A 20,644-nucleotide genomic window follows, 5' to 3' on the forward strand; every position below is an offset into this window, starting at 1 on the left:
AAAAGAGAACACTCAAATTTATTGCAAATAGAAAGGTTTTAGATGAGTAAAAATCTCATTTTTAGTGGTTAGGTATTTTACCTATTGGTTTTCTATCTCACTAGAAGTTAATGATTTATTACTAATTATTGTGCTTCTAAATCCAATAAATTGGTATTCTCTATTGTCATTTTTTAGAAAATAAATTTAAGTCCAGAATAAATAATGTATTCGTTATTATAAAGGTCGTATTCAGGTTCGCAGAACATATAAGTCGTAAATGATTTTGCTCTAACGGTATGTCCAAGGCCCAACCCTACAGGTATTTCATGAACTCCTGTTTGTGTATTAAAAAGCATTCTTGGATGCGTTCTTACTTCCCAGTTTCCATTTTTTGTGAATTTGTAGTAGGCTCCGTATTGAGCTTCTATCGTGCCATTGGATTGGTAAGTAAACAGTTCCACAAATTTCCATTTGTCATTCATTTGTACACCTATTGCATTTACGCCTACAGCTGTTCCATTTGCTTGTGAATTAGAAACCACTACACCAAAACCAGTTTGAATTTTCCAGTTTTCATTGTTTTTACCTAAGTCAATTACTCTAGAAACCATAAAGCTTGAGGCTTGATAATATACTTGCCCTTCATAAGGTTTAGTATAATCTAAGGCTGCTCTTATAAACCATTTGTTATTCGTATAATTGACGATGTTTTGGAGGTCAACTTGTTGAGGTTTAAAACGTCCAATTTGATAAGCATTCAATCCTTTGGTCAATGGATTACTAGCGTCAATTTCTTCTTCAGGATGCTGAACTGAAGTGCTATCTTGTCCCATTGCAATTGAAACATGAATTAAAAAGGATAGTAAGGTTAATAAAATTGTCTTGTACATATCTGATTAATTGTTTTATGATTGTACAAAAGTAGTTTCATGTAGTTTGGTATCTAACAATAAAAAGTAATAGCTTATAACATTTTGTTATACCAAGAACTAATTAGATTGAAAAGGAAATATTTGCTACACCAATAACAATTTGAGTGCTTTACTTGTTGGTGTAATACACCACAACACTATTTCACTTATGAGAATACTACTTACAGGATCGACAGGATATATAGGAAGAAGATTATTGCCTTTGTTAGTGGAGGCAGGACATGAGGTTATTTGTGTATGTAGAGATCCAAGGCGGTTTGATTTTGAAGATTTTGATTATTCCTTTCTTGATTCGGTTACAGTAGTAAAAGGAGATTTATTAAATGCGGAATCGTTAGAGAACATCCCCAAAGATTTTGATGTGGCGTATTACTTGGTGCATTCAATGAGTAACTCTTTCGCTGATTTTGAGAAAATGGAGAAAACAGCTGCCATCAATTTTAGAGACTTTATTAAAACAACAGATTGTCAGCAGATTATTTATTTGGGAGGAATAGCCAATTGTAAAAAGCTTTCGAGACATCTTCAATCAAGAGTGGAGGTGGAGCATATTTTAGGTGAAACTCAGAGTGCATTGACGGTTCTAAGAGCGGCAATAATAATTGGTTCTGGTGGAGCTTCATTTGAGATCATAAGAGATTTGGTGGAAAAATTGCCAGTAATGGTGGCTCCAAAATGGCTTTTGACCAAATGCCAACCCATAGCGATCCGAAATGTGATGGACTATTTGATGGGGGTGATGCTGAAAGAAGAAGCCTATAATAAGGTTTTTGATATAGGAGGCAAGGATGTTTTGAACTACAAAGACATGCTTTTACAGTTTGCGAAAGTGAGAGGATTACAAAGACGGATTCTAGTAGTTCCCGTTTTTACACCCAATCTATCCTCGTATTGGCTGTATTTTGTGACTTCAACTACTTACTCTTTAGCGAGAAGTTTAGTAGAGAGTATGGGCAATGAAGTGATTTGTAATGATAGTGAGATTCAGAAGATAGTTCCCGTTGAATTGTTGACGTATGAAGAAGCTTTAGAAAGTGCTTTTCAGAAAATTGCTCAAAATGAGGTAGTATCTAGCTGGAAGGAATCCATTATAGGTCCTATTCGTGAAGATTTCCTTGATTTGATTCAAGTACCGAAGTATGGTTGCTTTGTTGATTTCAGAAAATTCCCAATTGAGCGCTCCGTGGATGAAGTATTGGACAACGTTTGGGCAATTGGTGGTGAACGCGGTTGGTATTATGGTACTTGGCTTTGGAAAATCCGTGGCTTTATGGATAAAATGGTAGGCGGTGTTGGTTTGAGAAGAGGAAGAAGAAGCCAATACGATCTGAAGACCGGTGAAGCGTTGGACTTTTGGAGAGTGATCTTAGCAGATAAAAAGCATAAGAGACTATTGTTATTTGCAGAGATGAAATTGCCGGGTGAGGCTTGGCTGGAATTTAGAGTGAAGAACAAAGACGGCAAGCAATGGTTAGAGCAAAAAGCAACTTTCAGACCTTTGGGAGTTTGGGGTAGATTGTATTGGTATTTAGTATTTCCATTACACATGTTTGTCTTTCCAGGTATGGCCAAAAACATATTAGCTTATCAAGATAAACAGCTAGATAAAAAGCGTTTAAAAGTCACTTAATGACAGACTATTATAGTTTTGGATCTGATTTGATATAAAAAGTGAAGATTTAAAACTTTAACAATTTATTAACATAGATTTTTTCGATTAAGTGTACGGTCAGACACTTGCATCAATTCTATAAATGATGCAGGTACACTTCTATTTCTTTTTCTTTTTATAAGTTTAAATATCAAAATAAAATAGAATAAAGTGTTTAAATGAGCATTATTAATATTTTGTTTATATAGCTTTTAATTGTATAAATACACTTTATTAATTCGAAACTTTCCTACACCTTTGTCGTGTAATAATAATGAAAACTAAATCGAAAACATTTAAACAAAAAGAAAAATGAATAAGTTAGAAAACACAATCGTAATCATGACTCCAACAGGATTTCCAGTTGTAATTAAAACAGTAAAATAATTTGTATAACAATTAAAATAAAAGAATCATGAAAAATACAATCGTAACAATAACACCGACAGGTTACCCAGTAGTAATCAGAAAGTAATTAAAACTATATCAAGAATTAAAATTTAAGAATTATGAAAAATACAGTAATCACAACAACGCCATCAGGTTTTCCAATAGTAATCAAAACAAACAAATAAATATTTAAAATTATGAAAACAATAATAACAGTAACACCAACAGGCTTTCCTGTAAGAATTGCGGTAGCAGAGCCAAAAGTAAAAGTAGAAACAATCTCAAAAGAGATAAAGGGTACAGTTAAGCAAGGAGCTTAGACCATACCCGACTTTCCAATCGGTGGGAAGTCGAAATATGATAATGATTTGATGCCCATGAGGGCTTTTTTTATGCCCAATTTTTTTAATTAAGAGCTAATACTAATTCCAACTCTATCCTTCCAAATTACTGTCCTCTTCATTTTTTCCATTGATGAAAAAACGAAGCAAAAAAATCTAGGCTGTGAACGCAAAAGCTAAATTCCATTTCTTTCGCCTAAATGATTTTAAACTCGCTGCACTCAAACAAGAAAATCATTTTTAACGGCTCAATCCATGAAATTCTTAACGCTTTTCCATTCAATGCCACTAGAAGGAGACCTGCAAGTAAAAATCAAATTGCTAATGAATTATAAGTAATATTTTATACGATATTTTATCGCTCATTTGGTATAAACTTTAAGAAGAAAATTCCTTTTCTTTAGATACTTCTCATTCTTAATTCTTCATTGTTAATTTTTATTTCCTTTATTTTACCCTTTTCAAAAAAATCAAACATCATGACACTAGAAGAAGTACAAAAAGTAGTTGATGAATGGATCAATACTACAGGCGTTCGTTATTTCAATGAACTGACAAATACTGCAATATTAATGGAAGAAGTGGGAGAGGTAGCTAGAATTATGTCTAGAAAATATGGAGAGCAATCTTTCAAAAAATCTGATGAAGAGGTAGATCTTGGTGATGAGATGGCAGATGTATTATTTGTGTTGGTTTGTTTAGCGAATCAAACGGGTATTGATCTGACAGAGGCATTAAAGAAGAATCTTGAAAAGAAATCAATCAGAGATGCTGACAGACACAAAAACAATGAAAAGTTGAAATAAACATTCAGTTTTAAAAAAGAAAAGGTCAATTGATAAATATGAAATCAATTGACCTTTTTTAATTTTTTATTGATTAGAAATTCCCATTCCAAATTTTCCAAGAGGCTTCCGCTTGTCCAATCAGCATATCTAATCCATTTAAGGTTTTTGCACCATTTTCAGCCCCTAATTTCATGAATTCAGTAACTTCAGGGTTATAAACCACATCAAAGAAATAGTGATTTTCAGTCGTCAATTCATAAGGCAACTTAGGAGCAATCCCTTCATTAGGATGCATTCCAAGAGGAGTAGTATTGATCACTAAAGTGTGAGTTGCGTAAATCTCTTCTGTAATATCAGCATAAGAAATACTTTCCTCAGTCCTATTTCTAGACACATACTGATAAGGGATATCTAAGTCTTCTAGAGTCACTTTGATGGCTTTTGAAGCACCGCCTGTACCTAAAATCAAAGCCTTGAATTTTGTATGAGGTAAAAACTCTAAAAGTGATGTTTTAAATCCATAATAATCTGAGTTGTAACCTGTTTTTGTGCCGTCTTCCTCAAATTTAATGACATTGACTGCCCCAATTTTACCTGCAGTGGCAGGGTCCAATCGATCTAAGTAAGGAATAACATCCTGTTTGTAAGGAATAGTTACATTCAGGCCAGTTAACTCAGTATTGGAAACTAAATCAGAGAAAATGTCAATTTTTTCAAGCTCGTAAAGTTCGTATTCGCACCCTTCAATTCCTTCCTTCTGGAATTTTTCTGTAAAGTATTTTTTTGAAAAAGAATGACCCAAAGGGTATCCTATTAAACCAAATTTTTTCATAGTCTTATATTAATTTGGCCTACAATTTACGAACAAGTTTTTATTTTTTACTCTTCTATGTTCTCTTTATAGATTGTAAGAATATCTTTCTAATTTCAGAAGATTGTAACGTAAAATAGCATAAGCATTCTAGTTATCACTCATGTAATGAAATTGAACTATTATTCAAATATTTTGTTATGTAGTGTATAACCAGTTGAATTATATCATGTATGATGCATTAGATACCTACAAACTTTTAGATAAGTTAGACACCCCAATTTTTGTATTGAAAGTCACTGACTTTGAGAAGCAGGATTTTAAATTAATTTATGCCAATGAAGCCAATATTATTGCATGCGGTGTGGATTTGAAAAAATTTATAGGTGTTGACCTACGTACCAATTTTCCAGGATTATATGAAGTAGGTTTAGCGGACAAGTACTTTGAAAGCGTTATCACTCAGAAAACGCTTGAAGTAGGTGAGGTGGTTTACGGTGATGAAAATGTGAACAGGAGTGCATACACTGGTAAAGCAACTCCTATTTCAGAAGACACCGTAATGATTACTTATAAAGATATTTCGGCCTTAAAAGAAGCGGAACAAAAACTTTTACATCAGAATCGAGTCCTGAAAGAGAAGAACAAATCATTAGAAGAGTTTGCATACATCACATCTCATGATCTTCAAGAACCATTAAATACTATATCAAGTTTTGTGGAAATTCTTTTGAAAACTTACGATGAAAGAATGAATGATAATTGTCGGCAAATTTTAGGTCATATCGGTAGTTCTACCACAAGGCTGAAAAATATGATTATCAGTATTCTTGAATATTCGAGACTTGGTAATCAAAAAGAGAAAATGAATATTGACTGTAATCTTTTAGTTCAAGAAATTCAGGAAGACTTTAAGACGCTATTAGATTCAAAAGAAGTAAAATTACATATAAGCAATCTTCCTTCGGTGAATGGTTCAGCTTCAGAGATGAGGATGCTGTTTCAAAATTTAATTAGTAATGCAATAAAGTATCAAGAGAGAGGTAATATACCTGAAGTGAGCATTAATGTGGAAGATAATCAACAAGGTTATTGGATTTTTAGTGTCACTGATAATGGAATTGGAATAGCAGAAAATGACCGACAGAAAATTTTTAAGATGTTTCACCGATTACATCTTCAACAAGAATATCAGGGTGTGGGAATTGGGTTGGCGAATTGCTTAAAAATAGTTCAAAACCATAATGGAAAAATATGGGTAGAGTCAGTGTTACGTCAAGGAAGTACTTTTTATTTTACAATTCCTTATTAAAATTCTAATCGAATAACATTTTGCATTTTAAGTGAAAAGTATTTTACTGTTTCAGTATCAGTGGGATAATAACAGCTTTTTATTTGTTTTCAAACAGTAGAATAGCTAAAATCATCAATAAAACCGCTTGCTATGAGAAACACGCTTAATGCATTAAATATTTTAGAAAAGTTGCCTATACCATTAGTGGTATTCAAACTACTAGATAAGGAAACAAGGGACTTTGAATTTGTTTATGCAAACAAAGCCAACCAAAAAGCTTCAAGAGTAGATATTCAGGAGTTTATTGGGCAAAGGCTTATAGATGCGTTTCCAGGAATATACGAATTGGGTTTACCCGAACTTTACCTTCAATGTATTGAAACTCAAAAAGCCGTTGATGTTGGAGAAATTGAATTTGGAGATGAGAAAGTCAATTATGTGAAGAGATCCTATCGTATTAAAGCATTTCCTCTTACCAATGAAGAATTAATGATCTTGTATGAGGATGTATCTTCATTAAAAGAAGCAGAAGATGAGCTTCGAAAGAAAAATGCGATTCTAGAAGAAAAGAATCAATCGCTAGAAGAGTTTGCTTATATCACTTCTCATGATCTACAAGAACCTTTAGGTACAATTGCTAGTTTTGTTGAAATGCTTCTTTTAGGTTATAAAGACTTGTTAGACGATCAAGGAAAACAGATTTTGGATTACATCGGTACTTCTACACTTCGCGTCAAAGGAATGGTTCATAACATTTTGGAGTATTCTAGATTAGGAAGTGAAAAAGAAACTGTAATCATAGATTGTAATATTATACTAGATGAAATAAGAAGCGACTTAAAAAAACTATTGGATGATAAGCAGGTAGACCTAAGGGTGAATACACTTCCAACAGTTACTGGAACTCGATCTGAGATACGAATGCTCTTCCAGAATTTAATCACTAACGCAATCAAATATCAACTCAAAGACAGTGTTCCAGAAGTAGAAGTAGCTGTAAAAGAGGAAAACGATCACAGTGTTTTTTCTGTAAAAGATAACGGAATTGGTATTGCTGAGGAGAACCAACAAAAAATTTTTAGAATGTTCCAACGTCTTCATTTAGATAGTGAATATGAAGGAGTAGGTATTGGATTAGCAAACTGTATGAAAATTGTCAATAGCCATAAAGGAGAGTTGTGGGTAGAATCTGAACTAGGCAAAGGCAGTACTTTTTATTTTACCATTCCTAAATAAACAACCCACAATATCATTTTTCGTTTTAGGTAATTTACCTAAACTTTTTGAATAGGTTTTCTACTCATCTATAGGGAAGAACATTCATGCATCTTTGTAATGTGATCAATGATCATAAAACAAATAAAAAAGTTCTCTCAAAATTTAGAAAACGCATGAAACAATTATCATTATTTGTCATTGTACTACTGTTCTCCACTCAGTTAATGGCACAAAAGAAGCCGAACATCTTAGTAATTTTTGGTGACGATATCGGAATGTATAACATCAGTGCTTACAATGACGGCATTATGGGTTATAGAACTCCAAATATAGATAGAATAGCCAATACAGGTATTCGATTTACAGATAGTTATGCACAAAATAGTTGTACTGCCGGTCGTTCGGTATTCGTAACAGGTCAGAGTGCAAAAAGAACAGGTCTTTCTAAAGTCGGTTTACCAGGCGATGATTTAGGAATCCAAAAAGAGGATCCAACAATCGCAGAAATCCTAAAAAATATGGGTTATGCAACGGGTCAGTTCGGTAAAAACCACTTAGGAGATAAAGACGAATTCCTTCCAACAAATCACGGTTTTGATGAATTCTTCGGTAACCTTTACCACTTAAATGCGGAAGAGGAACCAGAACATCCAGATTATCCAAAAGATCCAGCTTTCAAAGAAAGATTTGGTCCAAGAGGTGTTATCCACTCTTATGCTGATGGTCGTATTTCTGATACAGGTCCATTGACAAAGAAAAGAATGGAAACTGTAGATAGAGAATTCTTAGCAGCTTCATTAGATTTTATTGATAGAGCACATGATGAAAAAGAACCTTTCTTTGTATGGTTCAACTCTACGAGAATGCACGTAGTGACACACCTTACAGAAGAAGCTGACGGTAAAACAGGTCAAGGCATCTATGCAGATGGTATGGTGGAACATGACGGACACGTTGGTCAATTATTGAATAAATTAGATGAATTAGGAATTACAGAAAATACAATCGTAGTATATACTACAGACAACGGAGCTGAGGTACTATCATGGCCTGACGGTGGTATGATTCCTTTCCGTGGTGAGAAAAACACAACTTGGGAAGGTGGTTTCAGAGCACCAATGATGGTGAGCTGGCCTGGTACGATCGCTCCTCAAGTATCTAACGAAATCATTTCATTAGAAGACTGGATGCCTACTTTAGTGGCAGCAGCAGGGGATGATCAAATCAAAGAAAAATTATTAAAAGGTCACAAAGCAGGTGACATGACTTATAAAGTACACTTGGACGGTTACAACTTCATGCCTTATTTCTTAGGTAAAGAAGCGAAAGGACCAAGAGAAGATTTCTTCTACTTCACTGACGGAGGTGATTTATCCGCAGTGAGAATTGGAGATTGGAAATTTATGTTCTCTATTCAAGAGCACGAAGGATTGGATGTATGGATCAAGCCTTTCACTAAGTTGAGAGCTCCTTTGATCATCAACTTGAGAAGAGATCCTTTCGAAAGAGCAATTGATGAAGCTGGATACATGGACTTCTTTATTGAGCATATGTTCTTGATGTCTCCAACAGTTGAAAGAGTAAAAGAATATATGGGAACATTTAATGAATTCCCACCAAGACAAGCGGCCGCATCTTGGGTTGAATAGACTTATATAGATTATTCATAATATATTGAAAGGGAGTGTCAGTATTGGCATTCCTTTTTTTGCTAAAAATAAGTTTACTTTTCTTCATTGTAGAGCTCCAATTTTCTCTTAAAAATATCATTATGAAAAGCTTTTTAATCGCTACTTAGGTAATTTGCCTAATCTCAGCAGCTAGGTTTTCTTCTCAAAGATTCACCCTTGAAATTCAGTTGATTTGTAATGTGATCAAACACCATTGATCCTAAAAATTATCTTTCAAAAATCACAAATCATCATGAAAACAATATCTAGCTTTCTATCCATTATTCTAATACTGTATTTCCAAAATATCAGCGTTGCCCAAAGTATTGAAGTAGACAAATCCATTGGTTATGAATATGCACAAAAAGTGATTAAAGACATGGGTGTTTACCAAGATCAGGAGCTATCTACTTATATTGATTGTGTAGGTCAGAATTTAGTAGGAAATATTGACGACAGGAAATTCGGCTATCAATTTTTTGTTGTTGAAAATATAGAGCCGAATGCTTTTGCTTTGCCAGGTGGATATATCTTTATCACTACAGGGCTTTTACCCATTATTCAAACTGAAGATGAATTGGCTTGTATTCTTTCCCATGAAATTATTCACTCTCATCACCGACATACTGTTTCTCAGTTCAAAAAAGGGATCATTCCTCGATTGCTTGAAGTACCGGGTAACTTACTAGGGATTTTAAGTAAAGATTTAGAATCTATTTTTAATGCTCCTATCAAATCTACCAATGCGTTGTACATGGCTTCTCATGGAAGAAAAAATGAAACGGAAGCAGATCTGGAAGGAATGGAACTAGCGGCAAAGTCAGGTTATAATCCAGCGGCATTAAAAGATATCCTTCATCGTATGTCAGTTTCTATTGAATTGGTGACAGGAGAAGCAGAACAAAAAAGTTACTTTAATGACCACCCTTATACTCCAGATAGAATCAATGCCATTGACCTTCAATCTACATTTATGGAAAAGGAACCTTCCTCTTCTTTCACAAAGAATTATTCTACTAAAATTGACGGATTACTTTTTGGGGAAAGTGTGTATAAAGGGGTGTTTGATCAGCAAACATTCTTGCACCCAATTTTTGATTTTAAAGTCACTTTTCCAGCACATTGGAATCTTGTCAATCAACCTGATTTTGTAGGTGGTTATAATCCTAATGGTAAGGAAGGAATAATAGTGACACTAGAAAAGGAAAAGGATATTATGGAAGCTGCACTTTCATTTATGGAAGAACTCTCCGAAGATGAAAAAAATGCAATGATTACTAAAGGGTATTTTGCGAATGGAGAAACGAATGGTTACCTGATGACTTTTGAAGGTGAATTAAATAAAGAGAAGAAGTATGCAAATATTGGTTGGGTATTAGTCAACAATTATGTCTACAAAATAACAAGCTTTACCTATAAACCGGACGACTCTTCCTTTGAGTATGTGGTCGAAACGTTATTGCCATTAGAGAAAAAGGATTATAGACAGATTCACACGCATAAAATAATTGCTGTGCAAGCTAAAAAAGGAGAAACACTCCAACAGCTTTGTAAAAGAAAGGACAATAAGGCAAATATAAAGCTAATTGGTATTTTGAATGATCTAGGAGTCAATGAAAGGCTTCAAGAAGGGCAATGGGTGAAAATCGTAAATGAATCTCCTTACTATACTGAAGTAGAGGTTGATCATGAGGTGGCGATCTCTAAGTAACCTACCTAATTTTTTCTTTTAGGTAATTGACGATAAAGTATAAAATTCAAAAAAAAAGAACTTTGTGATGTATCAGAGAAAAATATAGGAGGACGTAGCTCTGGTATATCAAAAGACGCTCTCAATTAGATCATGAAAATCATAATATTCATTGTGCTTTTAACAGTGGTCACTTTTATCACTAAGATCAACAAGGCACATCATCAAACAGAGACAGTAGTAATAATTATAGAAAGATAGGGAGGCTAGTATTCTCCTTATAAAAAGAAGGGGGTATTTTATCCCCTTTTTTGAGAAATGCATTTAGGTAATTTACCTAAAATCTGCGATTAGGTAACCCTGCAATATAGAAAAGCCCCTATTTCTCCACCTTTGTATTGTAGTAATAACTCTCTTAAATCATAAAAATCATGAATACTTCAATACAAAAATCACATTCTATTTTCCCATTCAATACAGCAGACCTACCCAATAAAATAGATGATATCTTACTCGAAAATGAAATTCATTTTTCTGAGAGTTTTAATAAAATAACAACGAAGAACAATGAGTTTTTTGATATCATAAAAGGCGTAGAGGAAGTTTCATTAAAAGTGATTATGCGTCATGTTTTTAATAAAATGAGATATCAGAAAATTGCTGAAGTTCAAAAAGATAATACCCTTTCGGAACGTCAAAAAGAATTAAAACTTCAAGAAAACTTATTAGATATTCATCTTCTTCAAACTGAAGTAGAGGAGATGATTGTGGAAGATCTAATTCAAATCGAAAAAATCAATATTGATACACAAGAGTACTTGACTAGTTCATTCCGATTAGGTGAGGAATTTCTCTCAAAAATGAACAACAAAGTATCTGCCATTATCAGATAAAAAATAAAAAGGAACAGCTGAACTCCTAAACAGTAGGCACAAATAATTATTCTCTCAAAATCATGAATGCTACAAAATCAAGCTCATTTCAACAATCTATTAAACATTGGTACCTTCCCCTTATTTCAGGCATATTATTTATCGCAGCAGGGATTTTAACTTTTACTTATCCCGTAGAAAGTTATGTCGCTTTGTCTGTTTTATTTAGTGTTACATTTATAATTATGGGTGTCTCAGACATCATCTTTTCAATACTGAATCGTAAGGTCATTAAAGGTTGGGGATGGCAATTATTGTTAGGATTTACGAATACCATATTGGGTATTTTCTTGATCAATAACCCTGCAATATCAATGGTTACATTACCGATGTATGTAGGTTTTACTTTCCTGATCAGAGCGATAGGAACAATTTCATTCTCTCAAGACTTAAGAAGATTTGGAGTGATCGCAAACGACCCTTTGATGTTTATGGGAGTTGTAGGTTTGATCCTTTCATTGATATTAATCTGGAACCCAGTATTTGCAGGGTTTACAATCATTACCCTTACAGGTATCACATGTATCCTTTTGGGTGTCTATCATGTTTCTCTTTCTATAAAGTTGAAGAGAGCAAAGAATTTAATAAAAGATATTAGTAAGATGGAGTTAGTATAATATATGTGGAAGATATAGGTATTGTTACTTATATCTTCCTTTTTTACTATCTTGAATATTGTAAGAACTAGGGCAAAAGACATCAGTTTTTAGGCTTAGTTCTTATTTTGGTTACTTTGTTATTACACTATGCACTGTCTAAATTTTTTATATAATACAACTAAAATACTACTCTCTCTCCTCCTAGGATTTTCAGGCATAGTGTCCGCTCAGTCTCTGAATCCACTTATTCCCATAGATGAGTATGAATTAAAAACTTGGAATAAAATATTAGAAACTCCTATCGATAGAGTTTTTGCAATAAATCAAGATGAGGAAGGATATCTATGGATTGGTTCTGATCGGGGGTTATTAAAGTTTGATGGTTCTCAAATCAAGGTGATCAATCTTAAATCTGACCCTATTATCGAAACGGAATCCATTATTTATGTAGAGTTTGATAAGAGTGGAAAACTATGGTTTGCTACTCGAAGAGGTGTGTTTTATTTGGAAGGTAACAAGGCTGTTCAGCTTTATGATAAAGACAATCAGAAGCTGAGTATGATAATGAATTTTTTCAAAGATCAGAATGGTGTAATATGGTTTGTGAGGTATGGAAAAATATATTCTATTGCCGATGGAATCTTGAAAGAACACAATTATCCTAACCCTCGACTTTTTAGGATATTTCCTGCTAATGATGGACAAATTTATACGCTGCATACCTACCTCAAAAAAGAAGAATCCATCTTCTATAAATGGGATCCAAAAACTAATAAAACACACAAACTATTTGACGAGCCTGTTGGTATGATGGCTTTCTCTATTAAAGATTTTGGAGACGATTATGTAGTTGGTGGTCTTTGGGGAGAGTTATGTTTGTATGCTCCCGGAAAAGGATTTGTAAAGCAATGGGTAGCAAAGAATAACTCAAAATCTCCCGTGCGTAGGATCTTAGTTCAAGATGATCAAACAATATGGGCTGGAGGAGTCGGCTTTTATCGTGTTCACAATGATCAAGTTTCTTCAATTTTTGAAGAAGATGGATTGACTAACAATACTATTCGTTCGGTGTTTTTGGATAAGGATAAAAACCTTTGGGTAGGGACGATGGCAGGGTTGAATTACTTTTCAAATACTGCTTTGCACCAGATGAATAAATCTGAAGAAGCCCAAAATGTAGCTTTTCAAAGACCGATAGATATCGACAATCAGATAATTTTTGGATCAAGAGAAAGTGGTCTATTTACCTTTAAGAATAATCAAATTGAAAAACTGAATGTCATTGGGGATATCGGAAACGTAATTTATGAAACGGCTATTTCTATCAATAATCACCTTCTTTTATCCACCAACAAAGGAGCATTTGAACTTCAAAAAATCGATGGAACATATCAAGTAACGAAACATTTTAAAAAAGGAGAAGTATATGATTTCTTTCAACTTTCCAACGGTGATTATATTTTTAATGATCCTACTGGGTTTTACATCGCAAAGAAAGATACATTGATAAAGGTACGAAACAGTTTTCCTGAAATTGAGACTTTGAGTCGTACATTGGGTAAAGATTGGTTAAGTACAAATTTTGGTGTTTATGTTATTGAAGGAGATTCATTGGAGTTAAGTAAATTGGATTTCGCTTTGGAAAAATATGTGGTGAGTTTGGCACAGGAAGAAGATTCTACGCTATGGGTAGGAACTTATGGAAGTGGCATTGTACACATACAAAACGATAGTACTGCCGTAAAATATGATACCCGTAATAATTTGCCTGCCAATCAGGCCGTGATGATAGCCATGTCTCCATCTCAAGGGAAGTGGTTTTATGTGGTACATTCAAGACAGCCTTATTTACAAGAGATCATTCCGGTTTCAGACCGAGATGGGCATCGTATTAATTTAGGTAAAAAGTTTCGTTGGGTTTTGCTAAAAGGAGCCTTTCATGAATTAGGGTACACTCCTCAATTCATCAATCACCAATCTGAGTTATACTTATTGACCAAACATAACCTTTATCTTTTTAGGCCTAGAGATGTGTATTATTCTCCGCCAACCTTAAGCTTACAACAGTTGGGGATCAATGGAGAAATGTTGAATACTTTTCCATCTGAAATTGAAGCTGATTTAGAACAGTTGGAATTCTATTTATCAAAATTGGACTTCTCTCAGGGAGGTACTCTTGATTTTGAATATAAGATTGAAGGATACGATAAAAACTGGATTAAAATGGGAACAAGAAGCGTTGCCTATTACAATGATATCCCTGCAGGAAAATACACCTTCAACGCAAGAATCCTGAATTCAGACAACTCATATACCTACCTTTCTAATCCTTATAATTTTGTCAAAAAGGAATTTTGGTTTAAAACTCCATTGGCAAAAGCGTGCTATGTCATTTTGTTTGGAATGTTTATCTACTTGCTCTTTCAATGGAGATTGAGGGTATTAAAAACACAAAGAAGAAGATTACAAACCAAGGTCAACGAACGTACACAAGAACTAAAGTATCTTAATGAAAACCTAGAGAATATAGTAAAGGAAAGAACAGAAGAAATTACAGAACTTAATGACAACCTTTACGAAAGTGAAGAACGTTTGAAATATGCCTTGGAAGCCACTAAAGATGGTATCTGGGATTACAATGTGTATTATGATACTTTAAAAATTAGTGATGCTTCTGCGGAAATGTTGGGTTATACACTGCAAGATTGTGATCCTCATACTGGTATATTACCCTTTATTCATCTAGATGATAGAACTTTGTGGCTTCAGACGTATGAAGAACCAAGAAAACAAAAACTGATTGATGAAATAGAAGATCAGGAATTTAGGTTTTATCATAAAAATGGAAAACTGATATGGATTTTGGTCAAAAGTAAAATTGTAGAAAGAGACCATAAGGGTGATCCGCTTCGAATAGTAGGAACTTATATTGATATCACCGAGAAAAAGAGAAAGACACAAGAAATATTAGAGGCAATTATTCGTACAGAAGACAATGAACGAAGTAGAATTTCGAAAGATATCCATGATGGTTTACAACAAACGTTGACGATCTCATCATTGAATTTTCAATCTGTAAAAAAGAATCTAAAAGGCATTTCACCTACTCTTTTGGAGAAATTTGAAACAGGATGGAACTACCTACAGAAGTCAATCACCGAAAGTAGATCCGTGGCACATAGTTTAATGCCCAAAGCCATTTCTGATTTTGGGGTTATCTCTGCATTTGAAAGCTTGATTACTGAAGTAGATAAAAGTAGTGAAGAGATAACCTTTCATTTTTTTCATAACTTTAATGGACATCAAATTAAAAACCGTCAGGTCGAAGTCACCTTGTATCGTATTTTACAAGAAGGAATCAATAATATATTTAAGTACTCTAAGGCAACTAAAGTGGATATTCAACTTAAAAATTATGACGATATCTATATGCTCACTATTGAAGATAATGGGATAGGATTTGATGTTTCAAAAGTGTTGAAAGATAATTCAGGGATTGGTTTTAAAGGAATGAAAAACCGATTAGATGCGATAGGTGGCTTTTTGGAAATAGAAAGTAGAGAGGGAAGAGGAACGACATTACTAATCGAAATCAATAAGAATTTTTAGTATGAATGATAATATGAAACAAATCTTGACAAGTATGTTGATACTATTGATTTCGAATACAATTATTGCTCAGTCAAAAGCAGATGCTTTGTGGAATAGATGGTCTGATACTGGACTCGAAGACACAGCCCGATTGGAAGCCTTATTCAAACATGGTAAAGAAATCATCAAGAAGGATACAGATAGTGTTTTTACCATAGCAGATATAGGTTATCGATTTGCTAAAGAAAGGAATTTAGTGGAGTATCAATCTGCATCATTGGTTGTCAGGGGGAAGGCATTGTACAGAAAAGGAAAGTACATAGAAGCAGAAGAAACATTTAATGAAGCAGTAGTTTTAGGAAGAGAGGCAGAAGATAGTTTGTCCGTTGCTAGAGGAATTTATGGTATTGGTTCCACTTATTATGCAAGAGGTGAATATGATACTGCTGTAGAATATTATGAGAAGAGTTATACAATATTCTTAATGCTCAACGATAAGGAACGCATGGGTGATGTGATGAACAACATTGGGATTATCTATCTCATACAGAAGGACTACGAAAATGCTGAGAAGAATCTAATCAAATGTCATGATCTATATACTGAAGCTGGAGTCCTTAAGAGTGCACCTTTAAATAACCTTGCGGTTTTGAAATCAAGAAAAGGAGATGTAAGAGGTGCGGTAGAACTTCAATTTGAAGCATTAAAAATAAACGAGAAGAAGGGGAGTGACTATTCAATAGCCTACACCTATATGAATATTGCCAACACCTACGATCAATTTAAAGACGATGAGAACTACTTAAAATACACTCAGAAAAGTTATGATATAAGAAAGAGAATAGGTGATAAAGCCGGGATGTTAAGATGCCTGTCAGGTTTTGGGATCTTCTATGACAAGAAAGAAGAATATGACAAAGCACTAGAATATTATGACAAAGCATTGTTGATTGCACAGGAATTAGACCGTAAACTTTCTGTCAGTAATCTTCTTTATAATGAAGCCATGATAAAATTAAGAACTGATCAATTAGAAGGGGTTCTAGAAATCATCAACGAGTCGTTCGAAATAAATACAAAACTGGACAATAAGAAAGGGATTGCTAACTGTTACTATGCTTACGGCATGTATTTCAAAAAGAAGACTGACTATGATAAAGCAATCTATTATATAAATAAAGCAATGCTGCTAGCAGAAGGTTTAGAAATAGAACAGACCAGAGATTTTGCAAAGGCGTTATATCAGATCTATTCTGATTTAGGACAAAGTAAACTAGCCTTGAAAAATTATGAAATCTATATTGAGACAAGAGATAGTGTACTTAATCTAGAAAACCAGCAAGATGTATTGCATCAACAATATAAGTATGAAAATGAGAAAAGGGCTCTAGCTGATAGTTTGAATTATGCAAATAAACAGCAAATTAATAAAGTAAAATTAACCCAATCCAGAAATCAAAGAACAGCCTTAATTGTCATTTTAGGATTAGTGACATTGTTTACTATTTTCGCTATCAATAGAGTTCGATTGACCAGAAAACAAAAAAGAATCATTGAAGGTCAGGTGGTTGAGTTGAATGAACTGAATGATAATTTGGAAGAAAAAGTTATTGAGAGATCTAAGGAAATTGCAGATCGAGAAGAACAGCTGAGGTATGCATTGGAAGCGTCTAACGATGGAATTTGGGATTGGAAAGTAGAAACTAATCGAATGATTTTCAGTCCTGCACTTTACACTATGTTGGGCTATGTTCCTTATGAATTTGAAGAACGACGTGAAGAAATTCAAAACCGAATTCACCCTGATGATCTTAAAAAAATGGAAGGGAGATCCTATTTGGATTTAATTCTTGAAAAAAAAGAGAAAAATTTTGTAAATGAAGCGAGGTTAAGAAGAAAAGACGAAAAATATATATGGGTACAGATCAAAGGTAAAGTAGTATCTTATGATTTGGAACAAAATCCAAGTCGGGTGGTAGGGACTTTCACTGATATTACCTCGATCAAACAAAAAGCACAGGATATTCTGAATGCTGTAATGACCACAGAAGATATAGAACGAAATAGAATATCCAAAGACATTCATGACGGCTTACAACAGACTTTGACCGTCTCCTCATTGAATTTTCAAAAGGTAAGAAAGAGTATTGCTGAACTTCCAACAGAAGTATTGGAAACATTTGAAACAGGATATGATTACCTTCAAAGGTCCATCACAGAAAGTAGAAGTGTAGCTCATAATCTAATGCCAAAAGCCATTGTAGATTTTGGTATAATCAAAGCTTTTGAAAGTTTAATCTTTGAACTGGATAAAAGTACAGATAAAATTGAATTTGAGTTCTTCCATAACTTCGGGGAACATCAAATTGAAAACCAACAGGTCAAATTAACTTTATATCGTATTCTTCAAGAAGGAATCAATAATATATTTAAGTATTCAAAGGCATCGAAAGTTGATATTCAATTGAAAAATTATGAGGATATTTATATGCTCACCATTGAGGATAATGGCGTAGGATTTGATGCAGTAAAGGTTTTGAAAGAAGAAACGGGTTTGGGATTTAAAGGTATGAAAAACCGATTGGATGCAATTAACGGCTTCTTGGAAGTGGAAAGTAGAGAGGGAAGAGGTACGACATTATTAATAGAGATAAATAAAAACTTTTAATAGATAGATTATAAAATGGGAAAGATTAAACTGTTTTTGGTTGATGATCATAAGATGATCCGTGAAGGGTTAAAAAATTTCTTGTTGGATGAAAGTGATTTTGAAATTACTGGTGAAGCAGAAAATGGTAAAGAGTGTTTGGATCAATTAGAGAAAAATAGTGATGTAGACATATTATTGACGGATGTGAATATGCCTATTATGGATGGATTAGAATTAGTTCAAAATGTAAAGGAAAAATATCCATCTATAAAAATTATAGCCTTGACGATGTTGGGGGAAAGTCAACATATCAAAAAAATGTTGGGAGAGGGAGCTATGGGCTATTTGTTGAAAAACTGTAGCGAACAAGAGTTGATAAATGGTATTCGAATGGTCAATTCTGGAGGAACGTATTATTCTCCTGAGGTGACAAACGCTATTATTAATAATATTAGAAAAGTAAAACCTCAAAAGTCCAATGTGGCTTTAGAAGTACCTTTATCTGAAAGAGAAACAGAAGTACTTCATCTGATATTAAAAGAAAAAACAAATAAAGAAATCGCTGAAGAACTTTTCATTAGTGTAAGAACTGTAGATGCTCACAAACGTAATTTGTTGGACAAAACAGGAAGCAAAAACTTGGCAGGGTTGATATTGTACGCAATTGACAGAGAATTATTCGATGATATCTAATATTTTTCTGCAAAATAGGTAATTCTCTAATTGACGAGTCCAATGGAAAGAATAGATTTGTGTGTAAACCATGAGGACATGAATTTATTAATAGGAAAAGAGAATAATCTAAATAATAAACTTGTAGAGCAAATTCATTCCTTGACACCCATCCAGAGAGTGGACTTAGAAGAAATCGTAGATAGTCAATTGACATCTGAAGGATATATTTTTGTAAATCTCCTGGATGTGAGTATTTCTTCCGCAGAAGTGTTGAGGATTGTAAGGAAAAAGTTTCCCAATGATTGTATTGTGGCAATGCACTGCTTTCAAGTGGATCATATGATCAATAAATTAATGGAGGAAGGATATCACGCTTATGTATCTATCTTAGACTTCACGGATTCTATCCATGATGTTTTTGGTGAGGTATAATACTGTAAGTTTGATATTTTTCCATTGCATGCAGACTATTGTCAGTAGTTTGTTTAGCTACTAAAGATCTCATAATATGAGGTCTTTTTTTGTGTTGTATATTTTTTGAAGCCTAATAAGCATTTTACCTAAAAAGGAATAATTGGTAATTCCCTATCCTATGAGGGAGCATTTTTCGAGAGATTTGAAATATCAAAAAACATTTAATCTCTCAACATGAAAAATCTATTTATAGTAGTATTACTACTGGTATCATCATTCTCATTTGCACAGACGGCTGAAGAAAAAGCACAAGCAAATAATCCCTTAGCCAATTTGACGGCTTTCAATCTCCAACAATATTATTCACCAAATCTTTCGGGAAATAGTGAAGCAACACAATCTTCGTATTGGATGCGATTTGCTACACCTACAGGTAGAGTATTATGGAGAGCTTCATTGCCAATCAACACTTACTCAAATCCTGAGTTAGGAATAAGCCGATCTGGACTTGGAGATTTTGACTTATTCGGTGCTTATTTAGCCGTTTCAAAACCAACACTATCAGTTGGAATAGGACCATCGGTTTCAGCTCCAACAGCTACTCACTCTTCGTTAGGTACAGGTAAGTGGACAGCAGGTGCAGCGGCAGTTGCATATGCCAGCGTATCACCTCAATTCCAAGTAGGCGGTTTAGCAATTTGGAGAACAGACGTAGGAGGAGATGCAAACAGAGACGATGTCAATTTTATGGCGATCCAGCCTTTTGCCTTCTGGCAAGTAAGTAATGGAGTGTACTTCAGAACGGCTCCAACATGGAACTTCAATCTAGAGAAAGGAGAATACAATGTACCGGTAGGTTTTGGTATTGGTAAAATTGTAAAAGTTGGTAACTCGGTATGTAACTTCTTTATCGAGCCTCAATACTCAGTATTACACTACGGTGATAACCAACCTATTTTTCAGTTGTATTCAGCATTGAACATGCAATTCTAATTTGACTAAGTATCAATTAAATA

Annotated in this window: 16 protein-coding genes; 14 read left to right on the plus strand and 2 right to left on the minus strand. The window is 33.9% G+C overall.

Going from position 1 to position 20,644, the window contains the following annotated elements; genetic code table 11:
- Positions 1-173: 173 nt before the first annotated feature.
- Positions 174-872, minus strand: coding sequence for a hypothetical protein (locus IC221_RS00225; RefSeq protein WP_188167050.1), 699 nt, complete (start codon positions 870-872; stop codon positions 174-176).
- Positions 873-1,062: 190 nt separating this feature from the next.
- Here IC221_RS00225 and IC221_RS00230 point away from each other — a divergent pair, with 190 nt between their 5' ends.
- The 3 genes from IC221_RS00230 to IC221_RS00235 all read left to right on the plus strand — a co-directional run bounded on the left by IC221_RS00230 (position 1,063) and on the right by IC221_RS00235 (position 4,102).
- Positions 1,063-2,544, plus strand: a complete 1,482-nt coding sequence (locus IC221_RS00230; protein WP_188167051.1) for an SDR family oxidoreductase — start codon at positions 1,063-1,065, stop codon at positions 2,542-2,544.
- Between the two features lie 608 nt (positions 2,545-3,152).
- Positions 3,153-3,275 carry a hypothetical protein gene (locus IC221_RS29720; protein WP_255515978.1) on the plus strand — a complete coding sequence of 41 codons (123 nt, stop codon included), beginning with the start codon at positions 3,153-3,155 and terminating at the stop codon, positions 3,273-3,275.
- Positions 3,276-3,775: 500 nt separating this feature from the next.
- Positions 3,776-4,102: a nucleotide pyrophosphohydrolase gene (locus IC221_RS00235; RefSeq protein WP_062619048.1), complete on the plus strand. Its 327-nt coding sequence runs from the start codon at positions 3,776-3,778 to the stop codon at positions 4,100-4,102.
- Positions 4,103-4,175: 73 nt separating this feature from the next.
- Here IC221_RS00235 and IC221_RS00240 read toward each other — a convergent pair whose 3' ends face one another.
- Positions 4,176-4,916, minus strand: a complete 741-nt coding sequence (locus tag IC221_RS00240; protein ID WP_188167052.1) for a shikimate dehydrogenase — start codon at positions 4,914-4,916, stop codon at positions 4,176-4,178.
- Between the two features lie 208 nt (positions 4,917-5,124).
- Here IC221_RS00240 and IC221_RS00245 point away from each other — a divergent pair, with 208 nt between their 5' ends.
- The 11 genes from IC221_RS00245 to IC221_RS00295 all read left to right on the plus strand — a co-directional run bounded on the left by IC221_RS00245 (position 5,125) and on the right by IC221_RS00295 (position 20,621).
- Positions 5,125-6,207: an ATP-binding protein gene (locus IC221_RS00245; protein WP_188167053.1), complete on the plus strand. Its 1,083-nt coding sequence runs from the start codon at positions 5,125-5,127 to the stop codon at positions 6,205-6,207.
- 132 nt (positions 6,208-6,339) lie between these two features.
- On the plus strand, positions 6,340-7,425 hold the full coding sequence (locus IC221_RS00250; RefSeq protein ID WP_188167054.1) for an ATP-binding protein: 1,086 nt from the start codon (positions 6,340-6,342) through the stop codon (positions 7,423-7,425).
- Between the two features lie 155 nt (positions 7,426-7,580).
- On the plus strand, positions 7,581-9,056 hold the full coding sequence (locus IC221_RS00255) for an arylsulfatase (protein WP_223241244.1): 1,476 nt from the start codon (positions 7,581-7,583) through the stop codon (positions 9,054-9,056).
- 274 nt (positions 9,057-9,330) lie between these two features.
- Complete coding sequence (locus IC221_RS00260; RefSeq protein WP_188167055.1) at positions 9,331-10,788, plus strand: M48 family metalloprotease; 1,458 nt, start codon at positions 9,331-9,333, stop codon at positions 10,786-10,788.
- A 410-nt stretch (positions 10,789-11,198) separates the two neighbouring features.
- Complete coding sequence (locus tag IC221_RS00265) at positions 11,199-11,660, plus strand: hypothetical protein (RefSeq protein WP_188167056.1); 462 nt, start codon at positions 11,199-11,201, stop codon at positions 11,658-11,660.
- A 62-nt stretch (positions 11,661-11,722) separates the two neighbouring features.
- On the plus strand, positions 11,723-12,316 hold the full coding sequence (locus IC221_RS00270; RefSeq protein WP_188167057.1) for an HdeD family acid-resistance protein: 594 nt from the start codon (positions 11,723-11,725) through the stop codon (positions 12,314-12,316).
- Between the two features lie 129 nt (positions 12,317-12,445).
- Positions 12,446-15,907, plus strand: coding sequence for a two-component regulator propeller domain-containing protein (locus IC221_RS00275; protein ID WP_188167058.1), 3,462 nt, complete (start codon positions 12,446-12,448; stop codon positions 15,905-15,907).
- Position 15,908: 1 nt separating this feature from the next.
- Entirely contained in the window at positions 15,909-18,557 is a 2,649-nt protein-coding gene (locus IC221_RS00280; protein WP_188167059.1) for a tetratricopeptide repeat protein, read from the plus strand.
- 15 nt (positions 18,558-18,572) lie between these two features.
- On the plus strand, positions 18,573-19,232 hold the full coding sequence (locus IC221_RS00285) for a response regulator transcription factor (protein WP_188167060.1): 660 nt from the start codon (positions 18,573-18,575) through the stop codon (positions 19,230-19,232).
- A 42-nt stretch (positions 19,233-19,274) separates the two neighbouring features.
- Positions 19,275-19,646, plus strand: coding sequence for a hypothetical protein (locus IC221_RS00290; RefSeq protein ID WP_188167061.1), 372 nt, complete (start codon positions 19,275-19,277; stop codon positions 19,644-19,646).
- A 216-nt stretch (positions 19,647-19,862) separates the two neighbouring features.
- Positions 19,863-20,621 carry a hypothetical protein gene (locus IC221_RS00295; protein WP_188167062.1) on the plus strand — a complete coding sequence of 253 codons (759 nt, stop codon included), beginning with the start codon at positions 19,863-19,865 and terminating at the stop codon, positions 20,619-20,621.
- Positions 20,622-20,644: the final 23 nt, after the last annotated feature.

The organism is Flammeovirga sp. EKP202, assembly GCF_014534745.1.
Taxonomy (GTDB): domain Bacteria; phylum Bacteroidota; class Bacteroidia; order Cytophagales; family Flammeovirgaceae; genus Flammeovirga.

What these genes read in the sequence shown, in the direction of transcription:
- IC221_RS00225 (WP_188167050.1), bottom strand. Translation starts at nt 872, where the DNA reads ATGTACAAGACAATTTTATTAACCTTACTATCCTTTTTAATTCATGTT.
- IC221_RS00230 (WP_188167051.1), top strand. Translation starts at nt 1,063, where the DNA reads ATGAGAATACTACTTACAGGATCGACAGGATATATAGGAAGAAGATTA.
- IC221_RS29720 (WP_255515978.1), top strand. Translation starts at nt 3,153, where the DNA reads ATGAAAACAATAATAACAGTAACACCAACAGGCTTTCCTGTAAGAATT.
- IC221_RS00235 (WP_062619048.1), top strand. Translation starts at nt 3,776, where the DNA reads ATGACACTAGAAGAAGTACAAAAAGTAGTTGATGAATGGATCAATACT.
- IC221_RS00240 (WP_188167052.1), bottom strand. Translation starts at nt 4,916, where the DNA reads ATGAAAAAATTTGGTTTAATAGGATACCCTTTGGGTCATTCTTTTTCA.
- IC221_RS00245 (WP_188167053.1), top strand. Translation starts at nt 5,125, where the DNA reads ATGTATGATGCATTAGATACCTACAAACTTTTAGATAAGTTAGACACC.
- IC221_RS00250 (WP_188167054.1), top strand. Translation starts at nt 6,340, where the DNA reads ATGAGAAACACGCTTAATGCATTAAATATTTTAGAAAAGTTGCCTATA.
- IC221_RS00255 (WP_223241244.1), top strand. Translation starts at nt 7,581, where the DNA reads ATGAAACAATTATCATTATTTGTCATTGTACTACTGTTCTCCACTCAG.
- IC221_RS00260 (WP_188167055.1), top strand. Translation starts at nt 9,331, where the DNA reads ATGAAAACAATATCTAGCTTTCTATCCATTATTCTAATACTGTATTTC.
- IC221_RS00265 (WP_188167056.1), top strand. Translation starts at nt 11,199, where the DNA reads ATGAATACTTCAATACAAAAATCACATTCTATTTTCCCATTCAATACA.
- IC221_RS00270 (WP_188167057.1), top strand. Translation starts at nt 11,723, where the DNA reads ATGAATGCTACAAAATCAAGCTCATTTCAACAATCTATTAAACATTGG.
- IC221_RS00275 (WP_188167058.1), top strand. Translation starts at nt 12,446, where the DNA reads ATGCACTGTCTAAATTTTTTATATAATACAACTAAAATACTACTCTCT.
- IC221_RS00280 (WP_188167059.1), top strand. Translation starts at nt 15,909, where the DNA reads ATGAATGATAATATGAAACAAATCTTGACAAGTATGTTGATACTATTG.
- IC221_RS00285 (WP_188167060.1), top strand. Translation starts at nt 18,573, where the DNA reads ATGGGAAAGATTAAACTGTTTTTGGTTGATGATCATAAGATGATCCGT.
- IC221_RS00290 (WP_188167061.1), top strand. Translation starts at nt 19,275, where the DNA reads ATGGAAAGAATAGATTTGTGTGTAAACCATGAGGACATGAATTTATTA.
- IC221_RS00295 (WP_188167062.1), top strand. Translation starts at nt 19,863, where the DNA reads ATGAAAAATCTATTTATAGTAGTATTACTACTGGTATCATCATTCTCA.